9 protein-coding genes are annotated in these 19,361 nt (G+C 40.3%); 5 read left to right on the top strand and 4 right to left on the bottom strand.

Annotated elements, in window-relative coordinates; translation table 11 throughout:
- Positions 1 to 126: 126 nt before the first annotated feature.
- A complete protein-coding gene (locus PL9631_RS24295) occupies positions 127 to 999 on the bottom strand; it encodes a diguanylate cyclase domain-containing protein (protein WP_197046495.1) in 873 nt (290 codons plus the stop codon).
- A gap of 89 nt (positions 1,000 to 1,088) precedes the next feature.
- Complete coding sequence (locus tag PL9631_RS24290; protein WP_083624433.1) at positions 1,089 to 2,342, bottom strand: bifunctional sterol desaturase/short chain dehydrogenase; 1,254 nt, start codon at positions 2,340 to 2,342, stop codon at positions 1,089 to 1,091.
- A 546-nt stretch (positions 2,343 to 2,888) separates the two neighbouring features.
- Here PL9631_RS24290 and PL9631_RS24285 point away from each other — a divergent pair.
- From PL9631_RS24285 to PL9631_RS24275, 3 genes are all read left to right on the top strand, one after another.
- Positions 2,889 to 3,557, top strand: a complete 669-nt coding sequence (locus tag PL9631_RS24285; protein ID WP_083624476.1) for a response regulator transcription factor — start codon at positions 2,889 to 2,891, stop codon at positions 3,555 to 3,557.
- Between the two features lie 655 nt (positions 3,558 to 4,212).
- Entirely contained in the window at positions 4,213 to 11,193 is a 6,981-nt protein-coding gene (locus PL9631_RS27560) for a hypothetical protein (RefSeq protein ID WP_156090693.1), read from the top strand.
- 149 nt (positions 11,194 to 11,342) lie between these two features.
- The gene (locus tag PL9631_RS24275) at positions 11,343 to 13,280 is read left to right on the top strand and encodes a sensor histidine kinase (protein WP_083624427.1); all 1,938 of its coding nucleotides are present in this window, start codon (positions 11,343 to 11,345) and stop codon (positions 13,278 to 13,280) included.
- Here PL9631_RS24275 and PL9631_RS24270 read toward each other — a convergent pair.
- Together PL9631_RS24270 and PL9631_RS24265 are read right to left on the bottom strand one after the other, a co-directional pair.
- Positions 13,277 to 13,801, bottom strand: coding sequence for an opioid growth factor receptor-related protein (locus PL9631_RS24270; protein ID WP_083624425.1), 525 nt, complete (start codon positions 13,799 to 13,801; stop codon positions 13,277 to 13,279). The two genes, PL9631_RS24275 and PL9631_RS24270, sit on opposite strands and share 4 nt — an antisense overlap.
- Positions 13,802 to 13,875: 74 nt before the next feature.
- A complete protein-coding gene (locus tag PL9631_RS24265; RefSeq protein WP_083624423.1) occupies positions 13,876 to 15,180 on the bottom strand; it encodes a glutamate-5-semialdehyde dehydrogenase in 1,305 nt (434 codons plus the stop codon).
- A 263-nt stretch (positions 15,181 to 15,443) separates the two neighbouring features.
- On the opposite strand from PL9631_RS24265, the gene PL9631_RS24260 reads away from it, so the two are divergent.
- Complete coding sequence (locus PL9631_RS24260; RefSeq protein ID WP_083624421.1) at positions 15,444 to 16,577, top strand: glycosyltransferase family 4 protein; 1,134 nt, start codon at positions 15,444 to 15,446, stop codon at positions 16,575 to 16,577.
- A 184-nt stretch (positions 16,578 to 16,761) separates the two neighbouring features.
- Positions 16,762 to 19,326 carry an adenylate/guanylate cyclase domain-containing protein gene (locus PL9631_RS24255; RefSeq protein WP_083624420.1) on the top strand — a complete coding sequence of 855 codons (2,565 nt, stop codon included), beginning with the start codon at positions 16,762 to 16,764 and terminating at the stop codon, positions 19,324 to 19,326.
- The last annotated feature ends 35 nt before the right edge of the window (positions 19,327 to 19,361 follow it).

The following is a 19,361-nucleotide window of genomic DNA, read 5'->3' as shown; positions in this document are numbered from 1 at the left end:
AATAAGATCGCTGTTCAATTTCATATCATTGACATCAATAATCTTATGGGTAATTCGTTGTTGCGCTTAAGCGCATCTTAAAGAGCCCTAAAGGGCTTACTACGGGGGGAGTTGGGTGTTATTCCCTCAAAGATAAACACAACGTTCTCCTGTGATTTTAGCTTGTTGTAGGGCTTGATTCGTTCGTTGAATACAAGCACGATAATGTTCATTGGGTTGCGCTTGAGTATATCCAATATAAATAGAACACCCAGATGGGTCATTCTCCGAGGATTCTTCCTGAGTAACCAGACGGTCTAAAATCCGATTGAGTGCTATTTTTGTTCCGGGTAATTCCGAAAAAATAGCCAACAAAAACTCATCATTATTCCAATGGGCCACCCAATCACTTTCTCGTAAAATTTGTTGTAATTGCTGGATTAAATTTAGAATTTCCGGGGACGGAGTTGCTAAAAAATCCGGGTCTTCAGTTAACGTGCTATCTTCAACACTAATTAAAGCCACACACAGGGACAAATGATGACGGGTTGCAATACTTAAACATTGGCGAAGATGGGTTTCTGCGGTTTCTCGTTCCAGAACAATTTGTAGAGAGTCTTCCTGACGCGATAGAATAATATTTTCCAGGTCTAAGATTTTTTGTTCACTCTGTTGAATCCCCGATTGAATCGCTTTGTAAAGTTGATTAATTTCATAATAATTGCTAGGAGGAAGTGTTAAGTTTTCCCCTTGGTAAAAATATAAATTTAGGGTTTTGGTTGCAGTTGAGATAGATTGTTTAATTGATGTAATTTGTTCGTATAATAACCCAATACTTACAATTGTACCGAGTAAAATAATAGCAAAAATATCTCCTCTCCACCCGGATCGAGAATAAAGCAGATAAAAAATTAAAGGAAGACTAACCGCTAAAATTCCGATAGCCAGAAGTCTATTTTTATAAAAGTTTATTTTCCCCCGAATCTTGAACTTTTTGATTAGTCTAAAACTTTTGTTCATGGGAGTATCAATAGAAATTCCTGTAATCATCTAACAAGCGAGGGTATTTTCTGGAAAATTCCCCCACAAATCCCAGCACTCCTTAACTTCTAATCACGATTGAGAACAGCCGTGGTTATATCAGCAGGTTTACGACTAAACAGTTTGAAGTAAGTAGAAACCCAAAATTCTTTGATCGGGAAAGCAATAAAAGTCAAAGGATTAATCGTAACAATAATATTGCGAACATCTCCTTGAGCCTGTTTAATCACTTGTTTAGCAACCCAGTTAGAAGACATCACCCCAATCGGGTTTAAGTTACTTTTGAATGGCCCTAAAATCAATTTACGAATCACGCAGGGTGCATCCAAACGACGCAGAGTAATTAAATCGCCTAAAGTTCGTTTACTCAGTTCGTAGAGGGGGCTTAACGCTGGCCCAACTTCCGCTTCCGATGTATTCACCCAAACTTCTTTTTTAGCAATATCAGCGTTAGTTTTAACGGTACTCAGGAACAATTCTAATAGACGCCAACCGGAAAAAGTATTCACCTGATATGATTGAGCGATCGCATCTTCCGTTCTCATTCCCTGAACATTAATCCCATGATTAATAATTAAAATATCTACTTTTTGCAGTAACTCCCCTAATTGTTGTTCCTGCCCCACCTGCCAAGTTACGGTTTTAATCGGGATCGTTTCCCCCTCAACCGTTAAGCTCAAAGCTTGCTCACCGGAGGTCAGAGCTAGAACTTTTGCCCCTTGAGCATGGAGATGAAATAAAAGAGCTTGTCCGAGGGTTCCCGATGCCCCGGTTACGGCCACGGTTTTCCCTTTCAATGAAAGTGCCGTTCCCATGATTTTATCTAATAGGGTAAGGGTTCCACAAAAATAGGCATTTTGATTATCAAAATGGTGCCGCCAATGGTAGGTTCGATTCACCATCCAAGGGGCAGGAGGACTAGAAAACTCCCCCGGAGTATGGGTTAAATCCGTCAATTGATCGGCCTTGGGAATTCCCAAACCTCGGGCAATGGCTGAGAATAGAAAACTAAGGGTATAAAGACAACCGAGAAGGGCAAATCCCTGGTTTTCTGGGGTGTAAATATGGGCGATCGCCAAAAATACAAAACTAAAGCTTAACATCACCCCCGCTTCGGGGACATCATTATACCAATGGGCTTGGCGATAAATTTCCTCACTCACGGGAGTTAAATCGGGGCGGAATACCCGATGATGCCAATTGTGCAAACGAATTAAGGGCGGGAAAATATGAGCCGCGACATGGTAGAGATCCCTTACCATTTCTGCTCCGACGATAGAACCGACTCCCCAAGCTAAATTTCCGATCCAAACCGTTACCATGTCTAATCCCACATATCTTTAATTAATTTGCAAGTTTCCTGCCCACAATTGGCAAGACTCGACTCCAATTGTAGTCAAATTTGGTTCTAATTTTATGGGTGGCAACCCAAATTATGGATTTTTGAGCCATTTTATCAAAAGTGGGAGCCAGAAGACCCGCACCATAAGCCAAGCGTTGGTGTCGGGAGGATGTCAAATTCTAATTGATCTGTGCTTGGGCGGAAGTCCTCCAAGGTTTGAGAAAGTTCATAAGTTCGTTTTCCCACTAATAAAATTAAGTATTGATTATTGATGGTTATTTTTGATTAGCAATAACTTTAAAATACTATTTAGTTTTCAATTATTCTGGTAGAATTATAGTCTTTGCTGAATGCGATCGCTAATCTGGTTTTGTAATTGGCTGGCTCGTTTATTAATCGCTCCGTGCCGATTTCGTCAAGACAACGGATATCTACTCATTATACAATGAATATCACCCCGGAAAAATCCTGGGTAGAACTTAGGGGCTTTAAACCCATTCTTTCTGTAACTATTAGGTATGACCGCATGAGTCGAATTCTCATTGCTGAAGATGAACCCCGAATTGCCGCCTTTTTGGAAAAGGGACTGCGAGCTAATGGATTTACGACAACCTTAGCTTGTAATGGACGAGAAGCCTTAGCACAAGTCCTCGCCCATGAGTTTGACTTGTTAATTCTCGACCTAGGACTGCCCGATCAAGATGGGTTTCAAGTTTTAGAGCAATTACGGGGTCAAGGCGAACAAATTCCGATTATTATATTGACCGCCCGAGACGATATTACAGATAAAGTGGCGGGGTTAGAAGGAGGTGCAGATGATTATGTCACCAAACCCTTCCGATTTGCCGAACTTTTGGCCCGGGTTCGCGCCCGTTTACGGCATCATCCCGCATCGGGGAATAAAGAAGATAAGGCTTTAACCTTTGGTTCAGTAACACTGGATTTATACACCCGTCAAGCCTGTTTGGGAGAAACACCCATTGCCCTATCGGCTAAGGAATTTCAACTTTTAGAAACCTTCTTACGCCATCCGGGTCAAGTGCTCAGTCGGGAACAACTATTGGATCAGGTTTGGGGATATGACTATGATCCAGGATCAAATATTGTGGATGTTTATGTCGGTTATCTGCGGAAGAAGTTGGGGAGTGAACGGATCGAAACCTTACGCGGTATGGGGTATCGTCTGGTCGCTTAAAAATTCCGGGAACTTCCAGTCTCAGCCAAACGTCTACAGTCACAAGGCTTTTAGAACGTGGGATTCAGACTAATTCAGTATTTAAGGTCAAATGTCAAGTTAACGGTAGAGACCGGGGCATAGGGAATAGAGAATATTAAACAATTGAGTTATTTTGATGCAGTTGGGCTAATTAATGTCCCACTACTTAGACCGATTACGTCTATAGATTCGGTTATTAAAGGTATTTTTTAAAACTGTTAATAATTGCCTTAACAGAGGGCATACTTAAATTAGGTGTGTGGGGAATCATAATAGAGTAAATCAGGATTATACTTGAGGTTGATCATGTTTTTTTGACCCTAATTATTGCCAGGGTTAAAAAACAAACTTGTGATTTTTGTTTAGAAAAAAATCCACCTAAAGCAATAAAAATGGTGGTGGTTTTTTGTGCTTAAAGTCAAAAAAATTAATCATAAAACTCTAAAATTAAGATTTTTCTCACCCAGGCTTAATAACTGTCTTAAATCCATGTTTTAGAGTCAATGTATGCAGAAGAATACCCTCAAAACCGAATCCCAGTTTAACCTTTTATTTATGTTCAGTTTGATGGTTTCGGAATGGGTCTGCAAGACAACCGTTTTTGTGTCGTAGATATTAGAAGGGCGAAAAGACTATGAATGACCTGAATAAATTTTCAAAAGAATTAGACAAATTGGGCGACAAACTTGGCAAATTAGCCACTAAACCCGATAAATTCTTCAAGAAACTAGATAAGCTCTTTGATGAAAAGACCTATTTGAAACTCAACCCCGATGTGAAACAGGCTATTGAAGCCAACTCACTAACAGCAAAAGAACACTTTCTGCTGTATGGAATTTATGAAAATCGGGAATTTAGCAATTTATTTAGTGTTCGTGAATACTTAAAACTGAATGTAGACATCAAGTTTGCCGTTGAGCAAGAAGGTTTAAGTGTTGCTGAACAATTTCTTGATTTTGGACAGAGTGAAAACCGTCAATGGAGTTTCTTATTTAATATTGAGGACTACCTAAAGCTTAATTCTGATGTTAAGCAAGCTGTTCAAGCCGGTCTTACCAGTGCTACTGAACATTTCTTTGAAGTTGGAATTGATGAAAAACGAGAGTTTAGTTTTGCTTTCAAACTTCAAGATTACTTAACCCAGAATCCCGATGTTGCAGCCGAGGCAGAAACGGGTTTAGTCAATCCAATTTTACACTTTTTTAATCTCGGTCAATTTGAAAATCGGGAATGCAATAAATCGTTCCTGGATGTCAAGTATTATTTGCAAGCAAACCCAGATATTAAAGAAGCTGTTCAGACTGGTAAAATTAGTGCATTCGCTCATTTTTTCCAATTTGGTCTAGGAGAAAACCGTCCGTTTAATCCCAATATTTCTGTCACTCAGATTCTACAACAATTTAACGTTAGTAGTCTCTCAGTCATTAGTATTGAGCAACTCCAGCAGTTTATTCAGGTATCGCTATTAGCGCCCGCACCTGTACCCAGTCCCGCACCCACACCCGCACCCACACCCGCACCCGAAGGAAGTGGCTCGACTCCCATTCACATTGTTTTCAATGAAAGTGAGGGTTCTACAAACAATACTCCAGCACCCACACCCACACCCACCGCAACACCCACACCAACCCAGACACCCGCACCAACCGCGACACCAACGGCTGAAGCAACACCACCCGTTCCCACACCGGAAACAACTCCAGCACCAACGGTTGAACCAACACCCGTTCCCACGCCGGAACCCACGGTTGAACCGACACCCGTTCCCACACCCGAACCGACTTCTGAACTTCCCCCTGAGTTGTTCAATTTTGACTATATTAAAGTCACCTATGAGGTTCAACTGAAAGCGGGTTTAAATGTTGAAGATCTCAGCACCGTTACAGATCTTCAGATCATCAATTTCCTCAACCAAAATGGCTTAGAACTGGGGATTAATACCTCGGTGTATGTAGATATTAAGAGTTACCTACAAGCCTACAGTCAACAACTACTAAGTTTCTATCAAGTTGCCTCTGTTTCCGAACTGACCTTTGTACAAATTCTCAACTATATTAGTGAGGAAGGTTTAGAGGCGGGAAACAGTCCCTCTGTGTTCATCGATTTTGATTTTGTCAAGAAAAATCATGGCAAAAAACTAGAGAAATTCTTCGAGAAAACTCTTGACAAAATCAGCAACAAAGACATTTTAAAATACCTTGACAAAGAAGGACTTAAAGGCGGAGATCAACTCTCAGGTTGCATCGACTTTAATTTCATTCGGTCAACATACAGCGCTGAACTGATTGCTAAATTTGGACTGAGCTTAGAAGTCATTAGTAATCAACAAATCTTTGAGTTTATTAACAGTCAAGAAGGGTCGGAGATTATTGTTAATCCCTCCCCCACGGTTAATATTAACTTCGTCAAAGTTGTTTACACCCAAGAGATTGCGGCTTACTTCAATATTTCCATTGAACAAGTCCTAACTCTATCTAATATTCAGATTCTCCAGTTCATTAATAACCTTCCCCCCGAAGAAACGATCGACACCTCTTGGACAGTTTCTTTAAACTATTTAGAGGGGCTATATGGTGCGGAATTAGTCGCTCAGTTAGGCGATAATCCATCCGTTGAACAAATTCTGGAATTCATTGAAGAACAAGGAATCAAAAACGGCAATACCGTTTCTCCCTTCCTCAGTTTGGATTATGTGAAACAGTTGAATCTCGATAAAATTATTGAGAAATACAATATCACACAAACCAATGAAATTGGCAGTGACGATCTTCTCGAAAGTGTCAATGTAGATTACCTAATTGACGTTGAATACTCTCGCGTTAAATACGCCACTCAGTTAGCCGCTTACTTTGAAATTTCTGAAGAAGAAGTTGCTAACTTGACCGATGACAAAATCAAGGTTTACGTCCTAGGAATTGGTAAGGATCTGGGATTAACCGGAAATGCTATTGACTTTAAGAAAGTCGAGAAACTTCTGGAAAAAGAACTCAAAGACTTCTTTAAGGTCAAAGATGTTAAAGACTTAACCCATGGACAAATTAATGGGTTCCTATCGGGTGAAGGCAAAAAACTCGGACTGCTTCAACAAATTTCTCAAGTCGTGGATGTCGAATACTATAAAGAAATTTATGGTACTGTCCTCACCGCTCAATTTGGAGAAGATGTCTCAGCCGAAGATATTGTTGAGTTCTTGTTTGGTGATGGATCTCCGGTGATTGATGTGGAATTCTGCCTAGATAAATATGCAGATGAACTCACCGAATATGCCGATAGTTTAGGGAAAAATCCCCAAAAATTAACCCTAGACGATCTGAAAAAATACTTCTTCAGCAATGAGAAGTTTGATGCAGCAAAGAGCCTAGTCACTTTCGATTTAACAGCGTTCAGTGCCCAATATTCATCACAGTTAGTTTCGTTTTATAACGTTACTTCCATCACAGAAATTACCCAAACCCAAGTCTATCAGTTCATTACCCAAGGAGCTTACAAATTAAATCTCAATCTTTCTGAATTTATCTCAGAAGATGGATTGGCATTCTACAAACAAGAATACGCCGAAAAAATTGCGACTGAATATGGTGTTGAAGTCAGCGTTGTGCAAGAACTCGATGCCAATGTTTTACTCGATATCGTCTTTGGTGGCTGGTCTGATGATCTCGATTCTGACTACTTCCGCGTGAAATTTGTTGGAGATGTTCAGGCGGTATTCGGTGTAGCAACAATTGCCGAAGTGACCGACTTACAAATTCTCCAATACCTGCATGAACAGGAAACCGTTGATGTCAAGACAATCAACTGGTTTGATACCAGTGAATATGTCAAGAAATACGGTAAAGAACTCGAAGTTGCTCTGAAAGATTGTCACCCCGTTAAAGACATTGGTGAACTGTCCAGTGAGCAAATTATCAAGTTTGCCTTTAGCCCTGAAGCTAAAGCCTTCAGTACAGAAGGATTGATTGATTTAGAGTACGTTACTGACACCTTCGGTGCGGCAATTGTCGGTGGGGATCAAGTGACGGAAAAATGGGTCAGTCAATATATCAGTGTTGATGCGGGATATGTTGAGTCTCAAATCAGTGATTTAATTGAAGCGGGAACCGTTACCTTAGAAGAAATTAATCAAGTTCTAGGAACGACCGTTACCAGCGTTGATTTGTTGAGCAAAAAACAACTAATCGACTTAATTAATAACACTGAATTCAAGACCGCTTTAGGCGAGGGTGTTGAAATTAAACTGTTCCAAGATGCTCCGAATTTGGATTACATCAAAGAAACTTTTGCTCCCGCTTTAGCAGAAGTTTTAGGGGTGAATGTTGCCTCACTCACGGGTGATACAACCAAGGTTGTTTCTAACGAGCAAGTTTTGACCTATCTGGTTGAAAATAAAGCCGCAGATATCGCAGCATTTGCTGGAGTAACTGAAGCTGAAGTTACACCGGAATTAGCACAACAATGGTTGAGTGAAGCTAATCTGATTACGTTGGATGATGATGGTGGTACAACCGATGATGGTGGTACAACTGATGATGCTACAGCCATTGAAATCGATTTAGCTTACGGTCGTTATCAACTAGAACAGTTGGTTACGGACGAAAAACTCACCCTCGATACAGTTAATCAATTCTTAACCACACCGATTGAGTCTTTAGAAACAATTACCGACGAAAATATAACGGAATTGTTACTCAATGAAGAATTCCAAACCGCATTAGGTGAGGACAGTATTGAGTTAGTTCAACCTGCAACTTTAGATCTGAATTTCTTAAGTTTTCAATATCAGACTGAACTGTCAGCAGAATACGGTTTACCTGCGGGTACTCAATTCACAGAACAACAAATTAAGGATTATTTCAGTACCGCAAATGCTGAAGAAATTATTGCCGCAGGTGTGAGTGTTGAACAATATATCCAACAACTGACGGTGAAAGAAGTTGCAGCACCAGTTACACCAACTGATCCAACAACTGATCCAACAACCGATCCAACAACCGATCCAACAACTGATCCGACAACTGATCCGACAACTGATCCGACAACTGATCCGACAACTGATCCGACAACTGATCCGACAACCGACATTGATCCAGAATATGTGAAATTCCAAATCCAAGATTTATTGGATGGGGATGTGATCACTTTGGAAGATGTTAATGGAGTTCTGACTACTGATGTTCTGGCGTTGGATACGTTAACCAATGAACAAATCCAAGAATTAGTGGTTAACGAAACCTTTAACACCAAACTGGGTGAAGATAACGCTCTGAAACTCACACAAGCTGAAGGCTTAGATTATGACTATATTCGTAGCGTTTACGGTCAGGAATTAGCGGATGCTTATGCGGTTTCAGTCGATGATGTTTTAGCGGGAGATGTGGTCGCACTCACAGACGAACAAATCCTCGCTGCCTTTACAGAAAAACTGTCAACGGTTGATGTGGGATATGTCAGTTATCAACTGGAAGAATGGATTACTGATACAACCTTAAGTTTGGATCAAGTTAAACAATTCTTAGGCACTGAAGACGCGACTTTCACCAACATTGAAGACTTAACGAATACCCAAATTATTCAGTTAGTCTATAGTTCTGAATTCAAGGCACTGTTACAAACCAATAATCAAACCTTGGAACTGTCTCCTGTGGATTATGAACAGTACATTCAGGACAATACCGATGCTTTGACTGTCGCCTATCCCGATGTCACCAATATCGCAGATTTAACTCTCGAACAAGTCAAACAGTTTATGTATGACGCAGGAGTTAAACAGGGTATTAAGCTCGATAAATATCTGGCTTTTGATTATCTGGAAACCACCTATGCCAGTGCCATCAGCAGTGTTGAAATCGATGATCAAGTGGTGTTGAATTGGCTGAAAGATGACTTCAATCAACTGGATGTCAACTATCTCCGTTATCAATTTGAACAGTTAAGCGTTGAGCAACAAACCCAGGTGTTGAGTGCATTAGAAATCGAGAAAGATGTTAATTCTCTGACGGATAAAGACATCATTTCGATTACCTTGAGCAATGCTTATAAAGAAGTCGGAAGCATTGAACTGACCGCTATTGATGTTGATGCTTACCGGGAACAGTACGCCCAACAGCTTACTGATTACTACTTCCCAACCGATGATGACGTTGCAACCGATGATGACGATGCAACCAACGATGACGGCACAACCGACGATGACGATGCAACCGATGATGACGATGCAACCGATGATGACGTTGCAACCGATGACGGTACAACCGATAACGGTACAACCGATGACGGTACAACCGATGACGGCACAACCGATGACGGTGCAACCGATGACGGTGCAACCGATGACGATGCAACCGACGATGACGGTACAACCGACGATGACGGCACAACCGATGATGGTGCAACCGATGACGGTACAACCGATGATGGCGGAACTGCTACACCCGACGATGATATCGATGATGGTGATACTGGAAACGGTAATCTAGTTGATCAAATCAGCGACAAAGATGTGATTAAGTTCGCCTTCAGTGAGGGAATCAAAAAAGGAATCAATCCTCTGGAACTCGTTGATAATGAATATCTGAAAACAGCTTTCCAAGCTGAACTAGCTATCCATTACAATGTTGAAGTTTCGGCCGTTGCTCAACTCGATGATTCCTTGGTGGCTGACTATGTTTACGGTGGGATTTTCGCGGCAGAAATTGACTACAAATTCTATAGTCAAACCTACAAAACCGAGTTAGAAACCACCTTCAGCAAAACCGTTGAACAACTCACCGATACCGAGATCCTGCAACACGCTTTAGACGTAACTATTCCGCAAGGAAAAGCGATCGCCCCTGTGGATGTTGATGGATTTGTCAAGGAATACAAAAAAGAACTGTCTGAGATTTTTGGTATCGAACCCAAGGAACTCAAAAAACTTGATAAAGCCTTCCTCAAAGACTTTATCTTTGAACAAGCTTCTTCCTACGATTTAGATGGGAAAAAATACACCAATCTCGACTACTATGTGAATCAAGGCGGGGAAGAATTGTTAGACAATTACCGTGTGGAAAATGTCTACAATCTCGAACCTAAAAAAGTCTTTGATTATGCGATGGAAAACCCGGAAGAAGTTTCCAGCACGGCCCCAACGATTGACTTGGTTTGGTATCAAGAACAATATGCCGATGATATTGCGACCAATCAAGCCAAAATCGATACCAATGGAGACTCCGAAATTAGCAACGATGAATTGTCTGTCTATGCAACCGGAGAAGGTTTAATTAAAGGGAATAAAACCTCAGAATGGTTGAAAGATTTCGACGCATACGTTGCTGATCCTCAAGTGCAAGAAGATGTCTTAACCTACTACAATATTGAGTCGGTTGATGCACTTACAAACCCTCAAATTGTTACCTATATGGTCGGCAAAGGGTTGTTAGATGGTCATAAACCGTTCAGCGATGAATTCTTAACCAATAATCCTGAACTGGACTTTGAAACCTTCAAACAAGCCAATACTCAAGCCTTAGTTCAATATACGGGTCTGAGCATTGAACAGGTGACATCTGTTAATGTCTTTTCCTATCAAGCGACTGTAGGTTTTTTCAACCCAACCACCACGAATGATGGTTTAGCTTAATCTGAAAGATTAACTCCCACCCCCTCCGGTGAACCCAGGGGGGGTTTTTTGTTGGGTTGAATTTTGAGAATAACGATAGCTTATAATGATCATAAAACTATTTAATTTAATATTTTTCCCCATCCCCTTGACTTCAACTCCCAACAATTATGAAAATCTATGCTCGACTTCCCTTAAGCCAAAAAATTATTCTTCCATTTTTGATTGTATTTGTGAGCGTTTTAATTGTTGGAGTGATGATTATTGGTTCCTGGTTTACGCAGAGTTTAGAAACCAATATTCAAGAGGATATGAAAGTGGCAACTCCTTGGGTTAGCCGAGAGTTTGGCGAACAAATTGATTTATTGCTGATGGAAAATCGCAAGCTCTCCAATTTGGCAACCTTAAAAACAGCTTTGCAAACAGGCAATTATAACTGGATTTATGAACAGGTTGCACCCTTAAAAGAAGAATTAGAACTAGATTGGTTAAAGATTCTTGATGCTCAAAATAGAATTATTATTGATTTAAGATCTGAACCCATAGAATTTTCAAAAATTGATCACAAGATAGACATTAATCATGGTATTAATGAATTGCCTCTTTCTGATTTAGTAAATATCAAGGATTTATCTCTAGGGTTAATCATCACAACCTCTCTGATTAAATCCGACAATGGTGTACTAGGAGCTATTGTTTTAGGTCGGTTAGTGACACCGGAATTGCTGGAGGTATTCAAGGAGGGAATGAATATCGATCTGGTAGCTTGGAATTCCGAATTTAAAATGATTGCTTCTACTTTACCTGGAGTTACCCAGGTCAATTGGGAGCCTCCAAAAATTAATCAATCCCCTAAAAATATTATGATTAAAAATCAGAGTTATTTAGCTAAAACTGTTGGTTTAGGCGGAAAAAATCAAAATGCTTTACTGATTACAATATTATATTCTACAACAACGCTTGAAGAAGGAAAGAAATTGCTTTGGATAGAATTATTACAATTATTATTTGCTAGTGTATTAGTCGTCACGATTACAGGATTTTTAATTGCTCGTGCAATTAGCCATTCCTTGAAAAATTTTATCCATGTTACTCAAAAATTAGCGGCTCAAGATTTAACGGTAAGAGTTCCCATTAATAGTTCTGATGAGCTAGGGAAGGTGGGTATAGCATTTAATAAAATGGCGGAACAGTTAGCCGAACGTGAATACTTACTCCAAGACCAATTAGACCAACTTTCACAAGCACTTTCTGAATTGAAGCGCACCCAATCCCAATTAATTCAATCGGAAAAAATGTCAAGTTTAGGTCAGTTAGTGGCGGGAGTTGCTCATGAAATTAATAATCCTGTGAGTTTCATTTATGGGAATATTGAATATGTCAAACAATATACCACAGATTTACTAAAATTAATCAGAATTTATCAAGAAGTTTATCCTGATCATCCCCAGGAAATTGTTAAAGTTCTTGAAGATATTGATTTAGATTTTATTATTAAAGATTTACCTAATTTAGTCAAGTCAATTCAAAGCGGTGCTGATCGAATTCATAAAATTGTTTTATCATTAAGAAATTTCTCCCGTTTAGATGAATCAGAACTTAAAACAGTTGATATTCATGAGGGGATTGAAAATAGTTTGATTCTTTTAAATCATCGGTTCAATTCTAAAATGGAAGTCATCAAAAATTATAGTAATTTACCCAAAATTGAATGTTATGTTGCCTCTTTAAATCAAGTGTTTATGGCAATTTTAACAAATGCAATTGATGCGATCGAAGAAGCCAATATTGATAATAGTAAAAATCCCAGAATTATTATTAATACGGAAATGAATGACAGTGATCATATTAGAATCAGAATTAGAGATAATGGCCATGGAATTCCTGATCATATTCAAGAGCGAATTTTTGATCCTTTTTTTACGACTAAACCCATTGGAAAAGGGACGGGTTTAAGTTTAGCGATCGCCTATCAAATTATCCAAAAACATCAAGCTGAAATTCAAGTGCATTCTTCTGAAAATAAAGGTACAGAATTTATCATCATTTTACCCATAAAATATACTCCCACTGATATTATCTCTCCTTTCAAGTTCTCAAATCCCTAAGCATTTTTCCAATAACTATAGGTTTCTGACCCAATTTTATCCTTTTCTTCTTGATAAATTTCATCTAAACACTGAAATAATGCTTTAGCCTCATTTTCTAGTCCTAATAGTCTTAAACTGGTTAAAATTCTAGTCAAGCGTAAATAGTTATGATCTCGCCAACCAATCCAATTTTTTTTTCTTTGTTTATAGTTTTCACCTTTAATAATTTTTATCCATTGAGAGGGCTGAGATTCTAATTTTAATCCATAAAAATTTAACATTAATAATAGAGATTGACCTAACCTTTGTTGTAATTCTGGAGTATTTATAAAGGTTTCAATAACAGAGGGATTTAAGGTGGGCGCATTTCGATTAAAATTGCTTTTTTCCACCATGGGAAATAACCATTGAATGTAATCATGGGTATATTCCAAACGATCATGTCCCCATTGCCAAATATCTTCGATTTTCCGTCCTTCAGTATCAGGAGATAAACCCAAATAAAACCGAACAAGAATGTCTTGATTGTTGGAATTCATAACAAGTGATTTCTCAAGATTAGCCAAGGATAAAAACCCCTGGCTAGTAGTATAACTTATTACCGATTACGATATTATAAATCTCGATGGGTAAAAGATTTAGCGTTACTTCCAGAATAGGTTTCTACAATATGCCCATCCCCTACCGCTTGATATTTATAAGTAACTAACCCTTCCAAACCAACGGGGCCACGGGGGGGCATTTGTTGGGTACTAATTCCCACTTCTGCGCCGAAACCATAGCGAAATCCATCGGCGAAACGAGTGGAACAATTATGGAAAACTCCCGCCGCATCGACTTGATTTAAAAAGATCTTGGCCGTGGTTTGATCTTCCGTTATAATAGCATCGGTATGACCGGAACCATAGGTATTGATATGGGCGATCGCTTCTTCTAAACTCTCAACAATTTTAATTGATAAGATTAAATCGCTATATTCCGTTGACCAATCTTCCGCCGTTGCTGGCTGAATATTAACAATTTTTAGGGTTTTCGCATCCCCGCGCAATTCAACATTTTTAGCTTGTAAAGCCGTCACTGCTTCTAATAAAAACCCAGCGGCAATATCTTGATGAACTAATAGGGTTTCGACCGCATTACAAGCGGCAGGATATTGGGTTTTGGCATCAACTGTAATGGCGATCGCTTTTTTTATATCCGCCAATTTATCAATATAAACATGACAAATTCCCTCCGCATGACCTAATACGGGAATCCGAGTATTATCCTGAACAAACTTCACAAAAGCATTAGAACCCCGGGGAATAATTAAATCCACATAATCATCTAATCGTAATAATTCTAAAATTTCCTCACGGGTGGTTAAAAGTTGAACTGCATCGGGATGAATCGCCGTTTGGGATAATCCTTGACGAATGGCTTTAACCAAAACTTGACAAGAATTAATCGCCTCTTTTCCGCCTTTTAAAATCACCCCATTTCCCGATTTAATTGCCAAGGCAGAAATTTGAATCACCGCTTCTGGCCGAGCCTCAAAAATCACCCCTAAAACCCCTAATGGGCAGGTAATTCTTTTTAGAATTAAACCCTGATCTAATTCTCGATGAATTTGCACCACGCCCACCGGATCAGGCAATTTAGCAACATCTCTTAATCCGGCAATGGTACTTTTTAATTTAGTCCCATCAAATTTGAGGCGATTATATAAAGGTTTAGCAATTCCTTCAGCTTCGGCGGCACGACAATCGGCTTCATTTGCAGTAATAATTTCCGACGCAGCCGCTTCTAAAGCCTGAGCAACGGCTTCAATGGCTTGATTTTTTTCTGCTGTTGATAATATCCCTAATTTCTGTGCTGCTACACGAGTTTTTGCAGCAAGTTCCACTAAAGGAATAGAACGGGTTTCCGAGACTGTCATTGTTAAAATTTAACCCCAAATTAGTCAAAAATTACTATTTTTTTATCATACAGTCATCAGTGTAGAGACGTGCCAATAGCCTACGGCATCGCTGCGCTCGGGCGCGTCTCTCTAGCAGTGCTCAGTCTATTACCCATAACCCTGTTACTGAGCGAAGTCGAAGTATTACCCATTCGTAATTCGTAATTCGTAATTCTTAACAGCGATCGCAAATTCTGAGATGATGGGGAAGCTCGGACTATTGATATCAGTGTATAGCTTGTATGCGAATTGCTCTTTTCACTGAGACTTTTTTGCCCAAAATTGATGGGATCGTGACCCGGCTGTGTCATACGGTGGAACAGTTACAACGGTTAGGAGATCAGGTTTTGGTGATTTCTCCGGCCGGGGGACTCACGGACTATAAAGGCGCTAGAATCTATGGCGTAGAAGGGGTTCCCCTGCCCCTATACCCCGAATTAAAACTCGGTATTCCCCATCCCGGTATCGGTGTGGAATTAGAAAAATTTCGGCCCGATCTGATTCACGTTGCCAATCCAGCGATTTTAGGGCTAGGAGGATTATATTATGCCAAAAAGTTAAATATTCCTTTAGTTGCATCCTACCATACCCATCTTCCCCAATATTTGCACCATTATGGTCTAGGAATGTTGGAGGAGGTGCTCTGGAGTATGTTAAGGGCTGCCCATAACCAAGCCCAATTGAATCTTTGTACCTCAACAGTAATGGTACAAGAACTCGATAATCATGGGATTGAAAGGCTGGACTTATGGCAAAGGGGAGTCGATACGGAGATGTTTCAACCTTCTTTGGCTACTGTGGAAATGCGCGATCGCTTAAGCCAGGGACACCCGGACTGCAATCTATTACTCTACGTCGGTCGTTTAGGAGCAGAAAAAGAAATTGAACAAATTAAACCCGTTTTAGAAACCCTTCCTAATGCCCGTTTAGCCCTGGTGGGCGATGGCCCCAATCGTCAAGCCCTAGAAGCCCATTTTCAGGGAACTCCCACCCATTTTGTGGGTTACTTGCGGGGAAAAGACCTAGCTGCGGCCTACGCCTCGGCCGATGCCTTTATTTTCCCCTCCCGCACCGAAACCCTGGGATTAGTGCTATTAGAAGCCATGGCCGCCGGAACTCCCGTAGTCGCCGCCCGGTCTGGGGGGATTCCTGATATTGTCACCGATGGTGTTAATGGCTATTTATTCGATCCACGTCAGGAAAATGGAGCTATTATCGCGACTCAAAGGTTATTTGCCAACCCCCAAGAACGGGAAACCCTACGCCAAAATGCCCGTTTAGAAGCCGAACGTTGGGGATGGGCGGCCGCGACGCAACAACTGCGCTCCTACTATGAAGAAATTCTAAGCCGTTACTCCCTGCCCTCGGTTGCTTAGTATGGGGGAGAAACTTTAGACCCGGTGACAAGGATGGCGACTATCACCATCCCTTGTCTGTTATCATCTAGTCAATATCTAAGTCTCTCCTAGTTGGGAAGGTTTTTCTTCGAGCAAACCCAGTTAACTTCCTCTAATCAGAGTTTTTCGGTTTTCCATCCCTCACCCAAACTATCCCCTTCCCATGACTTTTTCTAATGCTGGTAGCATCTTAGCTACGCTGACACAAGTGGATCGTATGGGCCTATTGGCGGCGCGTGTTAAGAATCTGCCAATTGGGGAATTTATCTGTATTTTAGATTTTATTACCGCCGAATTTCAGCAATTTCTTAGGGCAATTGATCTAATTAATAATGAAGGAATAGAAACTTTATTAGAACAATTACTCGATGCTTTTACCCTCAAAATTGGGCAAATTCTACAAGCTGATCGCACTACTATTTTTTTAGTTAATCGAGGAAAAAATCAACTCTGGTATACCAAAGTTGATGAAGAAACTGGACTGGCAAAGGAAATCCGTTTACCGATGGATTCGGGAATTTTAGGATATGTTGCCCGCACGGGTAAGGGAATGAATGTCAGCGATGCTCATGCCTGTGAATTATTTGATGTGGATGTGGATGAACCCCCCGGATATTATGCCCGCACCATTCTGTGTATGCCGATTTTTAGCAGCCAAAATCCACAGGAATCCGTGGCGGTGGTACGGTTATTAAATAAAGCTGGAGATACGGAATTCACAGAGGAAGATGAACAACAATTTAGAGCTTTTGCCGATTCAATTGGGATTATTTTAGAAAGTTGTCAATCGTTTTTTGTTGCCGCCCGAAATCAACGGGGAGTCGCCGCCTTATTAAAAGCAACAACCACTTTAGGACAAAGTTTAGATTTAGAAACCACCTTACAAGCGGTGATGGAACAGGCACGGGATTTAATGCAAGCCGATCGCAGCACCTTATTTTTATTACAAAAAGAAACTCAAGAATTATGGACAAAAGTGGCGAATGCCGAGGGTTCAAAAATGATAGAAATTCGGATTCCTGCTAATCGTGGGATTGCCGGATATGTGGCTTCAACGGGTCAAGTTTTGAATATTCCTGATGCCTATTGTGATCCTCGTTTTGACCCCAATACTGACCGCAGAACTGGTTATCAAACCCGAAATATTTTATGTATGCCCGTGTTTAATGCGGCGGGGGAATTAATTGGGGTGACTCAGTTAATTAATAAACATAAAGGCAGTTTTACTAATTCCGATGAGGAATTTTTAAGGGCGTTTAATGCTCAGGCAGGAATTGCCTTACAAAATGCTCAGTTATTTGAAAATGTGATGGTAGAAAAGCAATATCAGAAGGATATTTTACAAAGTCTTTCGGATGTGGTAATTTCTACGGATTTACAAGGAAAAATTGTCACGATTAATGATGCGGCTTTGGAATTATTAGGGTGTCCTAAACCACAAGTTGGCGATCGCTCTATTCGTCAATATTGGGAAGAAAAATTAGCCGGACGTTATGTTTGGGAAGTCCTACCGATTGAAAATTTAAAATTCCGTTTAGAAGATAGTCTGCGCCACGCCGCCCGTCATTATGTGCCTGAACAAAGTTTAACCGTGGGTTTAATTAAAGTCGAAGAAACTCAAGGAGATGTTATCCAAACGAGCTATATTTTAGGAACTCCCGATCGCTCTAATCCTGAAATTTATCACCCTTGGGGAGAACCCACAGACGCCCAACCCAATAATATAACCTATCCTAAACAGCAAGTTAGACAAATAGAACGCAGTATTAATTTAACCGTTAATCCTCTGACTAATCCAGAAGGAGGGGTTAGGGGAGGGTTAGTGGTTTTAGAAGATATTAGTCGGGAAAAACGGATGAAAACTACCATGTATCGCTACATGACTCCGGGGGTAGCCGAACAGGTTATGGCCTTGGGAGAGGATGTTTTAATGGTAGGAGAACGCAAAGAAGTTACAATTTTGTTTTCCGATATTCGGGGTTATACCACATTAACAGAAAATTTAGAAGCCTCGGACGTGGTGGCATTATTAAACCAATATTTTGAAACCATGGTAGAAGCGGTTTTTTCCCATGAAGGTACTTTAGATAAATTCATTGGAGATGCTTTAATGGCGGTGTTTGGTGCACCTCTGCCTCTGCGAGACAATCATGCTTGGATGGCGGTAAAATCGGCTTTAGATATGCGCCGACGCTTAAAGGAATTTAACCAACTGCGACCGAATGAACCGCAAATTAGAATTGGTATTGGGATGAGTTCGGGGGAAGTGGTATCGGGAAATATTGGTTCCCAAAAACGCATGGACTATACTGTTATTGGGGATGGGGTAAATTTAAGTTCTCGCTTAGAACAAATTACTAAACAATATGGTTGTGATATTATTATGAGTGAAATGACTTATCATTTATGTCAAGATAAAATTTGGGTGAGGGAATTGGATCGGGTGCGGGTGAAAGGCAAGAATCAGGCGGTGAGTATTTATGAGTTAATTGGTAATCGTTCGATGGCTTTAGATGACTCGGTACAGGAGTTTTTAGATTGTTTTAATCAAGGGAGAATTGCTTATTTAGCGAAAGAGTTTAAACAAGCAATTCGGATTTTTGAAGAAGCTAAAAAAATGCGCCCTGATGACCGTGCGGTACAAATTCATCTAGTGCGATCGCAACAATATTTACAAACTGCTGTTCCTGAAGAATGGGATGGAGTTTATACGATGACAACAAAATAAATAGCAGCACCGCAGACGGGGGAGTTAGTTGGATT

It is taken from the genome of Planktothrix paucivesiculata PCC 9631, assembly GCF_900009265.2.
GTDB lineage: Bacteria > Cyanobacteriota > Cyanobacteriia > Cyanobacteriales > Microcoleaceae > Planktothrix > Planktothrix paucivesiculata.
Note: the sequence above shows the minus strand (reverse complement) of the source record. Positions and strands in the feature narration are given on the sequence as shown.